General features: G+C 64.9%; 11 protein-coding genes. 6 read left to right on the top strand and 5 right to left on the bottom strand.

Annotated features, from left to right (window positions below; genetic code table 11):
* The first annotated feature begins 76 nt into the window (after positions 1–76).
* The 4 genes from glgB to treY are packed head-to-tail and all read left to right on the top strand — an operon-like array spanning position 77 to position 8,865.
* Positions 77–2,215, top strand: coding sequence for a 1,4-alpha-glucan branching protein GlgB (gene glgB, locus BRAO375_RS23195; RefSeq protein WP_009029891.1), 2,139 nt, complete (start codon positions 77–79; stop codon positions 2,213–2,215).
* 4 nt (positions 2,216–2,219) lie between these two features.
* Complete coding sequence (gene glgX / locus BRAO375_RS23190; protein ID WP_009029890.1) at positions 2,220–4,295, top strand: glycogen debranching protein GlgX; 2,076 nt, start codon at positions 2,220–2,222, stop codon at positions 4,293–4,295.
* Positions 4,292–6,058, top strand: coding sequence for a malto-oligosyltrehalose trehalohydrolase (treZ, locus tag BRAO375_RS23185; protein ID WP_009029889.1), 1,767 nt, complete (start codon positions 4,292–4,294; stop codon positions 6,056–6,058). The genes glgX and treZ overlap by 4 nt, the downstream gene beginning before the upstream one ends.
* A 2-nt stretch (positions 6,059–6,060) precedes the next feature.
* Entirely contained in the window at positions 6,061–8,865 is a 2,805-nt protein-coding gene (gene treY / locus BRAO375_RS23180; protein ID WP_009029888.1) for a malto-oligosyltrehalose synthase, read from the top strand.
* On the opposite strand, the gene BRAO375_RS23175 is transcribed toward treY, so the two are convergent.
* Positions 8,866–9,177 (bottom strand): polyhydroxyalkanoic acid system family protein, encoded by a 312-nt coding sequence (locus BRAO375_RS23175; RefSeq protein ID WP_009029887.1) that lies wholly within the window; start codon positions 9,175–9,177, stop codon positions 8,866–8,868.
* 171 nt (positions 9,178–9,348) lie between these two features.
* Here BRAO375_RS23175 and BRAO375_RS36505 point away from each other — a divergent pair, with 171 nt between their 5' ends.
* Complete coding sequence (locus BRAO375_RS36505; RefSeq protein ID WP_008965851.1) at positions 9,349–9,513, top strand: DUF3309 family protein; 165 nt, start codon at positions 9,349–9,351, stop codon at positions 9,511–9,513.
* Positions 9,514–9,582: 69 nt separating this feature from the next.
* On the opposite strand, the gene ligD is transcribed toward BRAO375_RS36505, so the two are convergent.
* The gene (gene ligD / locus BRAO375_RS23170) at positions 9,583–12,294 is read right to left on the bottom strand and encodes a DNA ligase D (RefSeq protein WP_009029886.1); all 2,712 of its coding nucleotides are present in this window, start codon (positions 12,292–12,294) and stop codon (positions 9,583–9,585) included.
* A gap of 912 nt (positions 12,295–13,206) precedes the next feature.
* On the opposite strand from ligD, the gene ku reads away from it, so the two are divergent.
* Positions 13,207–14,085 (top strand): non-homologous end joining protein Ku, encoded by an 879-nt coding sequence (gene ku, locus BRAO375_RS23165; protein WP_009029884.1) that lies wholly within the window; start codon positions 13,207–13,209, stop codon positions 14,083–14,085.
* A gap of 310 nt (positions 14,086–14,395) precedes the next feature.
* On the opposite strand, the gene BRAO375_RS23160 is transcribed toward ku, so the two are convergent.
* The 3 genes from BRAO375_RS23160 to BRAO375_RS23150 form a co-directional block, all read right to left on the bottom strand.
* On the bottom strand, positions 14,396–14,695 hold the full coding sequence (locus BRAO375_RS23160) for a DUF6496 domain-containing protein (protein ID WP_009029882.1): 300 nt from the start codon (positions 14,693–14,695) through the stop codon (positions 14,396–14,398).
* A gap of 84 nt (positions 14,696–14,779) precedes the next feature.
* Positions 14,780–15,469 carry a response regulator gene (locus BRAO375_RS23155; protein ID WP_009029881.1) on the bottom strand — a complete coding sequence of 230 codons (690 nt, stop codon included), beginning with the start codon at positions 15,467–15,469 and terminating at the stop codon, positions 14,780–14,782.
* On the bottom strand, positions 15,466–16,242 hold a 777-nt coding region (locus BRAO375_RS23150; protein ID WP_035641753.1), incomplete at its 5' end, for a sensor histidine kinase. The genes BRAO375_RS23150 and BRAO375_RS23155, both read right to left, overlap by 4 nt.

Below are 16,242 nucleotides of genomic sequence, written 5' to 3'. Positions count from 1 at the left end.
GGCCGGACTGGTTGCGCGTCGCGCTGGGCAATCTGCTTCGCGTCCTGTCCGAGCCAGCACCTGCCAGCGAGTCCTCATGACCCATCTTTCTCCCGAGGCGTTTGCGATCATCGAAGGTCGGCATGCCGACCCGTTTCGCTATCTCGGTCAGCACAATGTCGACGGAAAGACTGTCGTGCGCGCGTTTCTGCCGGAGGCTTCCCGGGTCGAGGTGGTGGGCGAGCATGGCGAGGTCGCACCGCTTTCGCGCATCCACGATGCCGGCCTATTTACCGGGACGATGTCGTCGATGCAGCGCTACAAGCTGCGCGCCACGTTCGGCGATGCCGTGACCGACCTCGAGGATCCCTATCGCTTCCTGCCGATCCTCGGCGATTTCGACCTGCACCTGCTCGGCGAAGGCAATCACGAGCGGCTGTACGACAAGCTCGGCGCCCATCCGATGGTCATCGACGGCGTGGACGGCGTCGGCTTCGTGGTGCTCGCGCCGAATGCGCGGCGTGTCAGCGTGGTCGGCGATTTCAATTTCTGGAATGCGCGGCGGCATCCGATGCGGGTGCGCGGCAATGGCTATTGGGAGCTGTTCATCCCCCGGGCCCGGGCCGGCGATCACTACAAGTTCGACATCATCGGTCCGCAGGGCGAGCACCTGCCGCTGAAATCCGACCCCATGGCGTTCGCGGCCGAAATGCGCCCCAAGACGGCATCGATCGTCGTCGACGAAACGCGCCTGCCGCGGCCGCAGCCAGCACCTCATGACATCAACAAGCTGAACAGGCCGGTGTCGATCTACGAGGTGCATCTCGGCTCGTGGCGCCGCAAGGACAACAATCAGTGGCTGACCTATCGCGAGCTTGCCGAGCAACTGCCGGCCTATGCGCGCGACATGGGCTTCACGCACATTGAATTCCTGCCGGTCAACGAGCACCCGTTCGACGGCTCCTGGGGCTATCAGCCGACGGGCCTCTATGCACCGACGAGCCGCTTCGGCAGCCCCGAGGACTTCTGCGCGCTGATCGATGCCTGTCATCGCGAGGGCCTCGCGGTGTGGCTCGACTGGGTGCCCGGACATTTTCCCGATGATCCGCACGGTCTCGGCCATTTCGACGGCACCGCGCTGTACGAGCATGCCAATCCAATGCAGGGCCGGCACCTCGACTGGGGCACCCTGATCTACAATTACGGCCGCACCGAAGTGGCGAACTTCCTACGCTCGAACGCGCTGTTCTGGCTCGAGCGCTATGGCATCGATGGCCTGCGCGTCGATGCCGTCGCTTCGATGCTCTATCTCGACTACAGCCGTCCCTCCGGCGGCTGGATCCCGAACAAATTTGGCGGCCGCGAGAATCTCGAAGCCATCGAGTTTCTGCGCCGGACCAATATCGACGTGTTCGGTCGCTTCCCGCAGGCCACCACCGCCGCCGAGGAGTCCACCGCCTGGCCGCAGGTGTCGCGTCCGGTCGACATGGGCGGGCTTGGTTTCGGCTACAAGTGGAACATGGGCTGGATGCACGACACCCTGCGCTACGTCAGCAAGGATCCGATCCACCGCAAATACCACCACGGCGAGATCCTGTTCGGGCTGCACTACGCCTTTTCGGAAAACTTCATCCTGCCGTTGTCCCACGACGAAGTCGTGCACGGCAAGCGCTCGATCCTCGGCCGCATGCCCGGCGATGACTGGCAGCGCTTCGCGAACCTGCGGGCCTATTACAGCTTCATGTTCGCGCACCCTGGCAAGAAGCTGTTGTTCATGGGCTGCGAGCTCGCCCAGGAGCGGGAGTGGAATCACGATACCTCGCTGGACTGGCACCTGCTCGGCGACCGCCGCTACGCCGGCATCCAGGCCCTGATCCGCGACCTCAACCACCTCTATCGCAACCAGCCGGCGCTGCACGAGCGCGACTGCGAGCCGGATGGCTTCGAGTGGCTGATCACCGACGATGCCGACCGCAACGTGTTCGCCTGGGTGCGAAAAGGTTTTGATGACCGCGCCCGCTGCGTCGTGGTCGTGAACTTTTCGCCCAACGTGTATTACAATTACCGGGTCCGCGCGCCGCTCGGCGGCACATGGCGGGAAGTCTTCAACTCCGACTCCTCGCACTATGGCGGCAGCAATGTCGGCAATGTCGGCCAGGTCCATGCCTCTGAAGATCAGCACCTCAACCTCATCCTCCCGCCCATGGCAGCGGTATTTCTCGTCCCGGAAGCCTGACGCGATGCGTCTGGCCGCAGGAACTCACGCCCGTCTCGGTGCAACCTGGGACGGGCGGGGGACCAATTTTGCCTTGTTCTCCGCCAACGCCGAGAAGGTCGAGCTGTGTCTGTTCGACAGCCAGGGCCGCCGCGAGATCGAACGGATCGAGCTGCCGGAGCGCACCGAGGACGTCTGGCACGGCTATCTCAATGACGTTTCGCCGGGGCAGCTCTACGGCTACCGCGTCTATGGCCCCTACGAGCCCGAGCGCGGCCACCGCTTCAACGCCAACAAGCTGCTGCTCGACCCCTACGCCAAGCGGCTCGCCGGGCGCCTGGTCTGGAGCGATGCGCATTTCGCCTACCGCGCCGGTTCGCCGCGCGAGGACCTCTCCTTCGACCGGCGCGACAACGCGCGCGGCATGCCCAAGGCGGTCGTGATCGACGAGACCTTCAACTGGGGCCGCCGCGAGATGCGGCCGCAGATCCCCTGGGAAGACACGATCATCTACGAGGCCCACGTCAAGGGCCTGACCAACAAGCGCGACGACGTTCCGCCGAACCTGCGCGGCACCTATGGCGGGCTGTCGTCGCCGGCGATGATCAAGCATCTCAAGCGGCTCGGCGTTACCACGATCGAGCTGCTGCCGATCCACGCCTTCATCGATGACCGCATGCTGGTCGAGAAGAAGCTCGTCAACTACTGGGGCTACAATACCATCTCGTTCTTTGCGCCGGAGCAGCGCTACGCGCAGGACAATCCGCTCGACGCCTTCCGGACGACGGTGGCGCGGCTACACGATGCCGGCATCGAGGTGATGCTCGACGTCGTCTACAACCACACCGCCGAGGGCAACCATCTCGGGCCGACGCTGTGCTACCGCGGCATCGACAACGCGTCGTATTATTGGCTCCAGCCCGATAATCCGCGCTTCTATGACGACTTCACCGGCTGCGGCTCGTCGGTGAATCTCACGCACCCGCGCGTGCTGCAGATGGTGATGGATTCGCTGCGCTACTGGGTCGAGGTTTGCCACGTCGACGGTTTTCGCTTCGACCTCGCCACCACGCTTGCGCGCGAGAAGCACGGCTTCGACCGCCGCAGCGGCTTCCTCACCGCGATCCGCCAGGATCCGGTGCTCGCCGGCGTCAAGCTGGTTGCCGAGCCGTGGGACGTCGGCCTTGGCGGCTATCAGGTCGGCGCCTTCCCGTCGCAATGGTCGGAATGGAACGACCGCTATCGCAGCGCCATGCGCCGCTATTGGAGCGGCGAAGGCAGCCTGATCGGCGAGGTCTCGAGCCGCATGACCGGCTCGTCCGACATCTTCAACCATGACGGCCGCACCCAGCGCGCCAGCGTCAACCACGTCACCGTCCATGACGGCTTCACGCTCGCCGATCTCTTCGCCTACAACAGCAAGCACAACGAGGCCAATGGCGAGGATAATCGCGACGGCTCCAACGACAATCACAGCAACAATTTCGGCCACGAAGGACCGACCGACGACGCCGTCATCAATGCACTGCGCCGGCAGTCGCGTAAGAACCAGCTCGCCTGTCTGTTCCTCGCGCAGGGCCTGCCGCTGCTGCTTGCGGGGGATGAGGTCGGCAACTCCCAGCATGGCAACAACAATGCCTATTGCCAGGACAACGAGGTCGGCTGGATCGACTGGAGCGGCATGGGGCGAGAGGGCGACGACCTCATCGATTTCATCGCCCACATGACCGAGCTGCGCCGCCGCTTCGGCCAGATCCGCGCGCGTCGCTGGCTCGACGGCCGTCGCTCCGACGGCAGCTTCGGCGTACTGTGGCTGACGCCCTCGGCGGAGGAGATGACGCAAACCGACTGGACCTTTCCCGACGGACGATTTCTCGCCTATGTGCTCGCCCCGGTGGAACAGGAGCAGGCTCCGATCTTTATCGTTCTGAACGCGGCCCCCGAAGAGATCGGATTCAAATTGCCCAAGCTTGCCGAAACCAGGACGTGGCAACAGGTTCTCGACACCACCCAGGCCCAGCAGAAGCCGGTCGACTTCGCATCCGGCGCCGATCTCAAGGCCCCGCCGCGTTCTGTTCTGGCATATGCGGGCCTGTCATGAGCGCACGGCAGTTCGGACCGGAGATCACCGCGAGCGGCACGACCTTTCGTCTCTGGGCCCCGGCCGCCAAGCGCGTCGACCTGGTGCTCGACGGCCGGCACGAGATGCAGCGTCGCGACGGCGGCTGGTACACGCTGGATGTCCCCGGCGTGGGCGCGGGCGCACGCTATAAGTTCCGCATCGACGACGAGCTCGACGTTCCGGACCCGGGCTCCGACTTCCAGCCCGAGGACGTGTCCGGCCCGAGCGAAGTGATCGATCACAGCGCCTATGCCTGGCGCTCGAACGCCTGGCGCGGGCGGCCGTGGCAGGATGCGGTCTTCCTCGAAAGCCATGTCGGCACGTTCACCCAGGACGGCACCTATCGGGCTATGATCGACAAGCTCGATCATCTCGTCGAGACCGGCATCACCGCGCTCGAGCTGATGCCGCTGGCGGATTTCGCAGGCTCCCGCAACTGGGGCTACGATGGTGTGCTGCTGTATGCGCCTGACAGCGTCTATGGCCGTCCCGACGATTTGCGCACGCTGATCGACGAGGCTCACCTGCGCGGGCTGATGGTGTTCCTCGACGTCGTCTACAATCACTTCGGTCCCGAGGGAAACTACATCGGCCGCTACGCGCCGACGTTCTTCACCGATGCGCATACGCCCTGGGGCAGCGCGATCGACTACCGCAAGCCGGAGGTGCGCGCCTTCGCGATCGAGAACGCGCTGCATTGGCTGACCGACTATCGCTTCGACGGGCTGCGATTCGACGCCGTCAACCACATCCTCTCCAACGAGGGTGAGATCCCGATGCTGCACGATCTGAGCGCCGCTGTCGGCAAGCTCGTCGAGCAGACCGGACGGCACATCCATCTCGTGCTGGAGAATGGCGACAACCGCGCCAGTATGCTCGATGCGGCGGAAGATCCACCCCGCGGTAAATTCCGCGCGCAGTGGAATGACGACTACCATCACGTCTGGCACGTGATGTTGACCGGCGAGACCGGGGGTTATTACGGCGACTACCAGCAGTCGCCGCGCAGCGGCTTGGCGCGCGCGCTTGCCTCCGGCTTCGTCTATCAGGGCGAGCAGGCCGCGTTCTGGGGTGGCATTGCGCGAGGCGAGCCGAGCGGTCATCTCGCGCCCGGCGCGTTCGTGAATTTTCTGCAAAACCACGACCAGATCGGCAACCGCGTGTTCGGCGACCGGCTGGAGGCGCTGGCGCCGCCGGATGGCATCGCAGCCGCGCTCGCCGTGACCCTGCTCGCACCCACCGTGCCGATGTTGTACATGGGCGAGGAATGGGGCTCAAAGCAGCCATTCCCGTTCTTCTGCGACTTCCAGGGTGACCTCGCGAATGCCGTGCGCAAGGGACGGCGCAAGGAATATGAATGGGCGTACGCCAAATACGGCGATGACGTTCCCGATCCGCTCGACATCGAAACCTTCCGGTCCGCGATCATCGATTGGGACGCACGCAACGAGTCTCCCGGTCGTGAGCGCCTCGCGTTGGTGCGCGATCTCCTCGCCACCAGGCACAGGCACGTGGCACCGCGGCTGGCGGGCGCGGCCTTTGGCAAAGCAGACGTCACCGAGGACGGCCGCCTGAGCGCGCATTGGGTCATGGGCGACGGCAGTAAGCTGCGGCTGCTCGCCAACGTCTCCGATAAGGAGATCGCAGGCGCTTCGGCCAACATCACAGGCACGCCGATCTGGGGCGGCACGCCCGGAGATCGCGTGCCGGCCTGGTCCGTGTTCTGGAGCATTGGAGGATAACCATGCCTCCAGCCATTCCGCTCGCGACCTATCGCCTGCAGCTGACCGCCGACTTCAACTTCGAGGCCGCGGCCCGCGTCGTGCCATACCTGAAGGCGCTCGGCATCACCCATGTCTACGCCTCGCCGTTCATGAAGGCGCGCAAGGGCTCGACCCATGGCTACGACATCACCGATCATACCAAGCTCAATCCCGAGCTGGGCGGCGAGGACGGATTTGCCAAGCTCGGCGCCGCGCTGAAGGCGCACGACGTCGGCCTCATCCTCGATTTCGTGCCGAACCATGTCGGCGTACATTTCGACGACAATCCGTGGTGGCTCGACGTGCTCGAATGGGGCCAGGCCTCGCCGCACGCGGCCTCGTTCGACATCGACTGGGACCAGCTGCCCTATCGCGCGCGCGGCGGCGTACTGCTGCCGATCATCGGCACCTCCTATGGCCATGCGCTCGAACATGGCGACATCGAGCTGCGCTACGACGCGGACGAAGGCTCGTTCTCCTGCTGGTACTTCGAACATCGCCTCCCGATCGCGCCCGAGCGCTATGGCGAGATGCTGCGCATCATCGTCAAGGAAGCCGGCGAGGAGAGCAGCGAGGCCGGCAAGGCCATCCTGGCGCTCGCCTCGCGCTATCCCGGCCTGCGTCGTCCGAACCGCAAGGAGGCGCCGGCTTTCAAGGCTGCGCTGAAGGCCATCCCAGGGGCTGCCGACGTCATCTCCCGCGGCCTGTCGGCCTACAAAGCGGGCGAAGAGCGCCCTGCGCCGACATTGGCCCTGCATCATCTGCTGGAGCGGCAGCATTACAAATTGGGTCACTGGCGGCTGGCGTCGAGCGACATCAACTATCGCCGCTTCTTCGACGTCAACACGCTGGCGGGCCTGCGCGTCGAGGATGCCGGCACCTTCGAGGCGATCCACCGCCTGGTCAAAAAGCTGATCGCCGACGGCCAGCTCCAGGGGCTGCGGCTCGATCACATCGACGGGCTGCGCGATCCCGCGCAGTACTTCCAGCGCCTGCGCCGGCTCATTCGCGACGCGCGCGGACCCGCCGTCGGCCCGTTCTACGTGGTGATCGAGAAGATTCTTTGCGAGCACGAGAAGCTGCCGAGCTTTGCCGGCGTGCACGGTACCACCGGCTACGAGTGGATGAATGTAATCACCCAGCTGCTGATCGACGGCAAGGGGCTGGAGCCGCTCGACGAGATCTGGCGGCAGATCAGCAACAAGCCGCCGAAGCTCGCGCCCGTCATCAAGGAGGCCAAGCGGCGCGTGCTGGAGACCTTGCTGACCAGCGAGTTCACCGTGCTGACGCGCCTGCTCGCGCGCATCGCCAACGGTCATTACTCGACCCGTGACTATTCGGAAGACAGCCTGCGCCAGGCGCTCCAGCTGTATGTGCTGCACTTCCCGGTCTATCGCACCTATCTCACCGGCGCCGGCCCGACCGAAGCCGACCGCAAGCTGATCGACCACGCCATCGCCGCCGCCCGCGCCGAGTGGTTTGCCTCTGACGGCTCGATCTTCGATTTCCTGCGCGACGCCTTGACCATGGATCTGATCAAGCGCGACCGCAGCACCACCCACTCCGTCCCCCGCGTCCGCCGCTTTGCGTTGAAGGTGCAGCAGTTCACCGGGCCGATGATGGCGAAATCGCTGGAGGACACCGGCTTCTACCGTTTCCACCGGCTGCTTGCGCTCAACGAGGTCGGCGGCGATCCGGCGGCGCATGCGCTCGCGATTCCCGACTTCCACAGGCTGATGCAGGAGCGCGCCAAGCACTGGCCGCACGGCATGACCGCCACCGCGACCCACGACACCAAGCGCGGCGAGGATGCCCGCACGCGGCTTGCCGCGCTCACCGAGTTGCCCAACGATTGGACCTCCGCGGTCGCGCGCTGGAAGACCATGAACGCGCCGCATGTCGTCACAGACGGCCACATGCGCGCGCCCTCGGCGACGTTCGAATACATGCTCTACCAGACCCTGGTCGGGATCTGGCCGGCCGGCGGCACCGATGAAGGCCTTGCCGAACGGCTGCAGGCCTATGCTCTCAAAGCCGCGAGGGAGGGCAAGGAGGAGACCAGCTGGCTCAATCCGAACGAGGTCTATGAGAACGGCCTGCGCACGTTCATCGAACGCATCCTGGACCGCGAGCGGTCGGCCGAGTTCCTGCAGTCGCTGGAGACCGTCGCCAAACGGGTGGCGCTGCTCGGTGCGCTGAACTCGCTGACGCAGCTGACGCTGAAGGCGACCATGCCCGGCGTGCCCGATTTCTACCAGGGCACCGAGTTCTGGGATCTGTCGATGGTCGATCCCGACAACCGCCGCCCGGTCGACTTTGCCGCGCGCGAGCAGTCGCTGGCAGAGAGCGAGACGCCGGACTGGGCTGACCTCGCCGACCACTGGCCCGACGGACGCATCAAGCTCGCTTGGACGCGGCAGCTCATCAAGCGGCGTAACGAGCTGGCTGCGGTGTTCACCGACGGTTCCTACGAGCCGCTGGAGGTGAGCGGCCGTCATGCCAAGCACATCATCGCCTTTGCGCGCCGGCGAGGCCGCGAGGCGATGATCGTGGTCACCGCCCGCACTCTGGCGCCGTTCACCGACAGCGGCCGGGTCTGGCCGCACGCTGATGCGTTCGACGCGACGGTGCACCTCCCCGGCTATTCCGCTCCGCAAATCCAGAACGGCCGCCTCCCCGTCTCCTCGCTGTTCACCCAGCTTCCGGCTGCGGTGCTTGCAGCGCGCGTGGAAAGTTCCTCCGATCAACGGGCCAAGCCATCGCCGGCCCTGGCGCCGCAGAGCTGATCAGCTCTTCTTCGTCAGCAGCAACTGTCCGCGGCTGCGAATGGCGTTCTGCGCCGCCTCCGCAAAGCGCTGCAGCAGCCAGGGCAGCGTGACCTCGACCCGGACGTGATCCTCGGCCACATCGACATGGCCCGAGGCCGCCTGACCGAGCGCACGGACGCGAAAGATCATCTTGTCGCCCTCCCAGCGCTCCTCATCGACACTCAGCACGGGAACGCTGCTCGCCGCCCGGCTCAGACCGGATTGCAGCCGGCGCACGGCTTCATCCTTGCCGAGGCGATGCGGAATGGAAACGACAAGCGGTCTTGACATCGCGTTCTCCTGACTAACAACCGTCCTGATGTAGTCACGGCGCGTCACGACCGCAAAGCCACACACCCGATTTTACCTGATCCATCTCCGGAACTTTCGAAGTTCCGACCAGTTTCCTCGGCGAAGGCAGAGTGACGCACCGCCCCGCTGCCGGGCACTGGAGGGAAGTACATGTCCATCGGAACGATCATCCTCATCATTCTCGTCATCGCCCTGCTCGGCGGCTTTTCCGGCATCGGCGGCGGTCCGTTCTACGGCACCGGCTATTACGGCGGCGGCGGCCTCGGCCTGATCATCATCATCGTGCTGATCCTCGTCCTGCTCGGACGGATCTGATTCAGCTGCGATAACTCGTCGGGCAGATGCGGCTGAGACCATGTCTGCCCGAACGACCTAACGACCTTCTCACAACTTGTTGGTCAGCTTCTTGATCGCCGGTTTGATCGCTCCGGCCGCATCGTCGTAACCATCCCACGCCTTGGTCTTGGCCAGCAGCGCCGGCACGGTGCGAACAGTGTAGCGCTTGGGATCGAGCCCGCTCTTCACCTGGGCCCACGTGATCGGCATCGACACGGTCGCGCCCTCGCGCGCCCGCGGTGACAACACCGCCACCGCGGTCGACATCCGGTCGTTGCGCAGATAGTCGAGGAAGATTTTTCCCTTGCGCAGCTTCTTCGACATGTTGAGCAGATAGTCATCGGGGCTGTCATTGGCCATCCACTGGCATACGCCCTGCGCAAACGCCTTCGCCTCCGGCCATGTCACCTTGTCGCGCGCGCCATGCAACAGCGGCGTCACGACATGCAGGCCCTTGCCGCCGGTGGTCTTGCAGAAGCTCTCCAGACCCAGCGTCTTCAGGCGCTGCCGCATCTCCTTCGCCGCCGCGATCACCTCCTCGAAGGCGACGTTCGGCGCCGGATCGAGATCGAACACCAGGCGACCAGGAACGTCGTAGGCATCGGGCGCGCAATTCCACGGATGCAGCTCGACCGCCGCAACCTGCGCCACCGCGATCAGTCCCTCGACGCGATCGATCTGCAGATAAGGCTTGCGATCGCCGGACACTTTCACCAGCTCGAGCAGATCGGACATGCCCTGCATGCCATGGCGCTGGAAAAACCGCTCGCCGCCGATGCCGTCGGGCGCGCGCACGATCGAGCATGGCCGCCCTTTCAGATGATCGATCATCCAGTCGCCGACCGCTTCCAGATAGTTGGCGAGATCGAGCTTGGTCACGGGCACGCCATCGCCGGCGTCCGGCCACAGCGCCTTGTCCGGCTTGGAGATCGCAACGCCCATCACCGTCGCCGAGCTCTTGGATCGGGACGGCGTCTTGTGCAGCGTGGTGCCGCCGGTTGCGACCGTAGCCGCGGCACGCGCGACCGGCTTCGTCACCGTGGCTGTCACCGCCGGCTCCTCGGCTACGACCTCGCGTGCCGGCTTGTCCTGACGCAGGCCCTTGAACGACGCCTGCCGGACATTGCCATCGCCGGTGAAGCCCGCGAATTCGATCTCGGCAACCAGCTCGGGCTTGAGCCAATGCACCTCGCGCGCCTTGCGCGGAGCGTTCTTGCCGCTGAACGGACTCTTGTCAGCCGCCGCCGCCTTCAGCGCCGGCATGATCTCCTTCACCGTATCCTGGCCGAAGCCGGTGCCGACGATGCCGACATAAGCGAGATGATCGTCCTTGTTGACGCCGACCATCAGCGAGCGGAATTTGCCGTTGGTGGTCTTCCAGCCGCCGATGACCACCTCATGCCCAGGCCGGGTTTTGGCCTTGGTCCAGCTTTCGGTGCGGCCGGAGTGATAGGCCGAGTCCAGCTTCTTGGAGACGATGCCTTCCAGCGACAGCTTGCGGGCCGACTCCAGCACGGTTTCGCCGTCGCTCTCGAAATGCTCGACATAGCGGATCACAGGCGTCTTGCCTTTGATGTTCGCTTTCAACAGCTTTGCCAGCCGGGCCTTGCGGTCGCGCAGCGGCTGGCGGCGCAGGTCGAACTCCTCGACGAACATCAGGTCGAAGGCAAAGAACACCAGCTCGTCGGTCTTGCCGGCCGAGATTGCCGCCTGCAGCGCAGAGAAGTCCGGGTTGCCGTCCTTGTCGAGCGCGACGATCTCGCCATCGATGATCGCATCCGGCAGCTTGGCTGCCTCCTCCGCGATCGCGTCGAACTTGGCGGTCCAGTCGAGGCCCTTGCGCGTCTTCAAGGTCGCCTTGCCGTTCTCGACCCTGATCTGCACGCGATAGCCGTCGAACTTGATCTCGTGCGCCCAGCCCTCACCGCTCGGCGGCGCTGCGACGGAGGTACAGAGCTCGGGCGGCACGAAGTCCGGAAGTGACGAGACGGTCCGCGGCTCGGCCGTCTTCGGCGCGACGCGGGCCTTGGCACCACTGGCCTTCGCAGCTGTGGCTTTCGGCGATGACGATTTGGTTGAAACCTTCGACTTGGCTTCGCCGTCGCTGCGGTGAGAGTGCCACACCGCGTCGGCATTCATGCGCTGGGTCTTGGCCAGCATGAACGGCTTCGGCGCCTTGCCCTTGCCGGCCGCGATCTGCTCCATCGAACGTCCCGACGCGACCGACTTGTCGGCGCTCAGGATATCGTTGGCCTCGCCTTGCCTGGCGAACTCGTCGCGATGCTTGATCAGCAGCCAGTTGGTGCGCCTGCCGCCGGTGCGGTCGTTGCGCATCCGCACCAGCACCCAGCTGCCGTGCAGCTTCTCGCCTTCCAGGGTGAACTTCAGGTCGCCCTTCTTGAAGCCGCGCTCGGGATCTTCGCTCTCCCAATAGCCGCGGTCCCACAGCATCACGGTGCCGCCGCCATATTCGCCCTCGGGAATGGTGCCTTCGAAATCGCCGTAGTCGAGCGGATGGTCCTCGACCTCGACCGCGAGCCGCTTGTCGTGCGGATCGAGCGACGGCCCCTTGGTCACCGCCCACGACTTGAAGACGCCGCCGAACTCCAGCCTGAGATCGTAGTGCAGTCGTGTCGCATCGTGCTTCTGGATCACGAAGCGCGGCCGCGCGGCGGGCGCAACCTTGGCATCGCCGGACGGCTCTGCCGTTTTCTGGAAATCGCGCTTCTTGCGATAGGTGGAAAGCTTCTTGAGCGCCACGGTGGTCCCTCGCGTTGAGCGGTAGCGTAGCAAAGCCGGCGGGGTGGTGAAATCGGCCTAGCCGCATGATAACACCGGGCAAAGTTCCGTGTTCCCAGCGCGCAGAGCCTGGGTGTTGCTGCCGTCGGCCCTCTTGCAAATGCGAGAGGGTGCAGGGAATGCCGGGTGCTGACCGCGGCCCATGGCCCGCCTGCAAGAAAAAAGCAGGCGGCAGTCACCACAGGTACGGCCCTCAACCGGCCTTCCCTGCGCGATGGTGTTAACGCTTACTTCGCGCTCTCCCCGGTGTCCGGCGTGTTAGCGACCGTCGCCCGCGCGCCTCGTCAGCGGCACGGGCTTGACGCCAGCTTCGGGGCGCACCCACGCGACTTCACGTCCGAGAGCCAGCGCTCGTCCGCGCAGATGCGCACGCTGCCGTCCCGTCCATCGCTTCCCGCACTCCACGTATCGTGACGACGCGTACGCCCTCTGCATGAGGCGGGATGCGCGGAAAGATCGACGGCGCAAGGACTAACAACTGCGACAAAGTAACCCGACGGGCAGGTCGGCTTGAATCCTTGCGCGGCATTTCCTTCGAAGCGAAATGCCACCCTCCCCTGGAGGAGGAGGGTCGCGCGCGCGAGGCGGCGAGCGGGGTGGCCTGATCTCTCCACACGCGCCGGCGCCCGCGGAGAGATCACCCCACCCGGCCCCCCATTCGCTCCGCTCATGAGAGGTGACCCTCCCCCTCCAGGGGAGGGTGATCATCGCGATCGATGGATTGTCGATGCGCAGGTTCAGAGCCTCGTTGCGCCGTTGATGTACGATGATTCCGAGCTCTGGATCGAAGCACTCGCGCGACCTTGTCCCACGGAAACGGAACCTATCTGGATTCGATTCCGTTGAGTCGTCATAGCTTGCACGGAGATCACGATGCCCCCCCGCGCCTATTGGAAAGGCTCGCTCAAACTCTCGCTCGTCAGTTGCCCTGTCGTGCTCTATCCGGCGTCGACCTCCGTGGAGAAGACGCGCTTCCATCTGATCAACCGCGAGACCGGCAACCGGCTGAAGCAGCAGATGATCGATGCCGAGACCGGCGACATCGTCGAGGGCGACCAGAAGGGCCGCGGCTACGAGCTGGCCAAGGGGCAATATGTCGAGATCGAGCCGGAGGAGCTCGAAGCGGTCCAGATCGAGAGCAACCATACGATCGACATCGACAGCTTCGTGCCGCGCGAGGAGATCGACCAGCGCTATCTCAACCATCCGTATTATATTGCTCCCGACGGCAAGGCGGCGATCGACGCCTTCGCGGTGATCCGCGACGCCATGAAGGACCAGGACCGCGTCGCGCTGGCGCGCATCGTGCTGACGCATCGCGAGCACATCATCGCGATCGAGCCGATGGGCAAGGGCATGCTCGGCACCACCTTGCGCTTTCCCTACGAGCTGCGCGACGAGGCCGAGTTCTTCGACGACATCAAGTCGCCGAAGATCACCAAGGACATGGTCGAGCTGGCCGGCCATATCCTGCAGACCAAGGCGGCGCACTTCAAGCCGTCGGAGTTCAAGGACCAGTACGAGACGACGTTGAAGGCGTTGGTGAAGCGCAAGGCGTCTGGAAAGCCGATCAAGCTGCCGGAGCCGGAGGAGCGGTCCGACAACGTGGTGAGCCTGATGGACGCGCTGAAGCAGAGCCTCGGCAAGAGCGAGAAGAAGGCTTCGCGCACACCGTCACGGCGTCCGACGTCGCATCGCCGCCCGGCAAAGAAAGCGCATCGCTCCGCGGCGCGGCAGAGGAAGGCGGGGTGAGGAATTCGTAGCCCGGATAAGCGCAGCGACATCCGGGGTGTCACGCGTTGTGTAGGTGAACCCGGATATCGCTACGCTCATCCGAGCTACAGGGTGCTTCTTAACGCTAGCGGCTTGCACACCCACCGCTGTCGTCCCGGCGAACGCCGGGACCCATACTCCGCGGCGGGTGTGGTGAGACAAGGCTGGTCCGACATCCCGCCCGATCACATCTCCCTGGGGTTATGGGTCCCGGCGTTCGCCGGGACGACAGCGGGGGGCTTTGCGACGGCTGACCTTCACGGCGGGCGCAGCGTGGATGAGGGCCCTGTCAGCTCTTCTTAGACGACTTCTTCTTCGTCTTCTTGGTGTTCTTCTTCGTGCTCTTCCTGCTCGAACTCTTCGACGACTTCTTGGCCGTCTTCTTCCCCGCCGACTTCGCGCTCTTCTTCGGGGGCACCTTCTTGCCTTCGCGACGCGCCTCGGACAGGCCGATCGCGATCGCCTGCTTGCGGCTCCTGACCTTGCGCCCCGAGCCGCCGCTCTTCAACGTGCCGGCCTTGCGCTTCTTCATCGCGCGCTCGACGTCCTTGGACGCGCCGTTGGAATATTTGCGTACTGTTTTCGCCATCAACATGGTCTCCCTGTGACAGCACAGCAATCACGAGGACAGGCGAAGGTTCCGATTCGGGGGAACGATGACGATGAACGACAGTCAATCCGGCGCGCGCAGGCGATAGCCGATGCCGGTCTCGGTCAGCACGAATTGCGGCCGCTCGGGGTCGGTCTCGATCTTCTGGCGGAGCTGGCGGACATAGACGCGCAGATATTGCGCATCGGTCAGTTCGTCCCACAGCTCCTTCAGCAGGAAGCGATGGGTCAGCACCTTGCCGGCGTGCTGCACCAGGACGCGCAGCAGGTCGTACTCCTTCGGCGACAGCTTGATCTCGCGCTCGCCAAGCTTGACGATGCGGCGGACGAGGTCGACGGAGAGATCGCCGCTGCGGAACACCGGGCGCTCGCCCTGCACCTGCAGCTGATGGCGCAAGGCCGCGCGCAAGCGTGCCAGCAGTTCGTCCATGCCAAATGGCTTCGTCACGTAGTCGTCGGCGCCGAGATCGAGCGCCTTCACCTTGCCGGCCTCGTCGTCGCGGCTCGACAGGACCACGATGGGAATGCTCTCATTGCGCGCCCGGATCGCGCGCAGCAGCTCGTGGCCGTCGATGTCGGGAAGGCCGAGATCGAGGATGATCAGCGCCGGGTCCTCGGCGAGCTTTTCGAGCGCGACCTTGCCGCTCGGCGCCTCCAGGATCTCGTAGCCTTGCGCCGTCAGCCCCAGGCGCAGGAGCTTGCGGATCGGCGGCTCGTCGTCGATGGCGAGAACCTTGATCGGAGCGCCGGTCATGCAGCCGTATCCAATGGTCTAGCCTGCGCCGGCACCGGCAAGCGGATGGTGAGGACCGCGCCGCGCCGGTCGGTGCGGTTGCCGGCAAAGAGGCGGCCATGCATCGCCTCGATGAAGCCGCGCGAGATCGCCAGCCCAAGCCCGGTGCCGGGCCGGACCTGGTCGCCCTTCTGAACACGGTAGAACTTGTCGAACACGTGCTCGAGCTCCGCGGCCGGGATGCCGTCGCCCTCGTCACGGATATCGAGCTCCACCCAGTTGCCGTCGCTGAAGGCGCGAATCGCAATCGCCGTGTCGGGCGGCGCATATTTGGCGGCATTGTCGAGCAGGTTGAACAGCACCTGCTCGAACAGCACGGCGTCGACCTCGACCATCGGCAGATCGGAGGCCAGTTCCAGAGACACGTGGTGGCCGGCCAGGATCTTGCTCGCCCGACGCAGCGCGCTGCCGACGATCTCGCCGACATCGTGCAGCGCCGCGTTCGGCACGATCGCGCCGGACTCTAGCTTGGTCATATCGAGCAGGTTGGCGATGAAGCGGTTGAGCCGCTCGGATTCGTCGATGACGGTCGCGAGCAGGTCGAGCTTCTCCCTCTCCGACAGACGCGTCGCGAGATCACGCATGGTCGAGGCCGCGCCGAGCACGGAGGCGAGCGGCGTCTTGAGGTCGTGGGAGATCGAGGTCAGCAGCGCCGAGCGCAGCCGGTCCTGCTCCATGGTGCGCTTGACCTTGTCCATGTCCTCGACCAGCAGGACGCGCTCGATGGCGAGCGC

Source organism: Bradyrhizobium sp. ORS 375 (genome assembly GCF_000239775.1).
Classification (GTDB): Bacteria; Pseudomonadota; Alphaproteobacteria; order Rhizobiales; family Xanthobacteraceae; genus Bradyrhizobium.
This window is presented reverse-complemented; position numbering and strand designations above follow the sequence as displayed.

Excerpts from the sequence above, each read along its gene's own strand:
- glgX (WP_009029890.1), top strand. The coding sequence starts at position 2,220 with ATGCGTCTGGCCGCAGGAACTCACGCCCGTCTCGGTGCAACCTGGGAC.
- BRAO375_RS36505 (WP_008965851.1), top strand. The coding sequence starts at position 9,349 with ATGTCCATCGGAACGATCATCCTCATCATTCTCGTCATCGCCCTGCTC.
- glgB (WP_009029891.1), top strand. The coding sequence starts at position 77 with ATGACCCATCTTTCTCCCGAGGCGTTTGCGATCATCGAAGGTCGGCAT.
- treY (WP_009029888.1), top strand. The coding sequence starts at position 6,061 with ATGCCTCCAGCCATTCCGCTCGCGACCTATCGCCTGCAGCTGACCGCC.
- BRAO375_RS23175 (WP_009029887.1), bottom strand. The coding sequence starts at position 9,177 with ATGTCAAGACCGCTTGTCGTTTCCATTCCGCATCGCCTCGGCAAGGAT.
- BRAO375_RS23160 (WP_009029882.1), bottom strand. The coding sequence starts at position 14,695 with ATGGCGAAAACAGTACGCAAATATTCCAACGGCGCGTCCAAGGACGTC.
- ku (WP_009029884.1), top strand. The coding sequence starts at position 13,207 with ATGCCCCCCCGCGCCTATTGGAAAGGCTCGCTCAAACTCTCGCTCGTC.
- BRAO375_RS23155 (WP_009029881.1), bottom strand. The coding sequence starts at position 15,469 with ATGACCGGCGCTCCGATCAAGGTTCTCGCCATCGACGACGAGCCGCCG.
- treZ (WP_009029889.1), top strand. The coding sequence starts at position 4,292 with ATGAGCGCACGGCAGTTCGGACCGGAGATCACCGCGAGCGGCACGACC.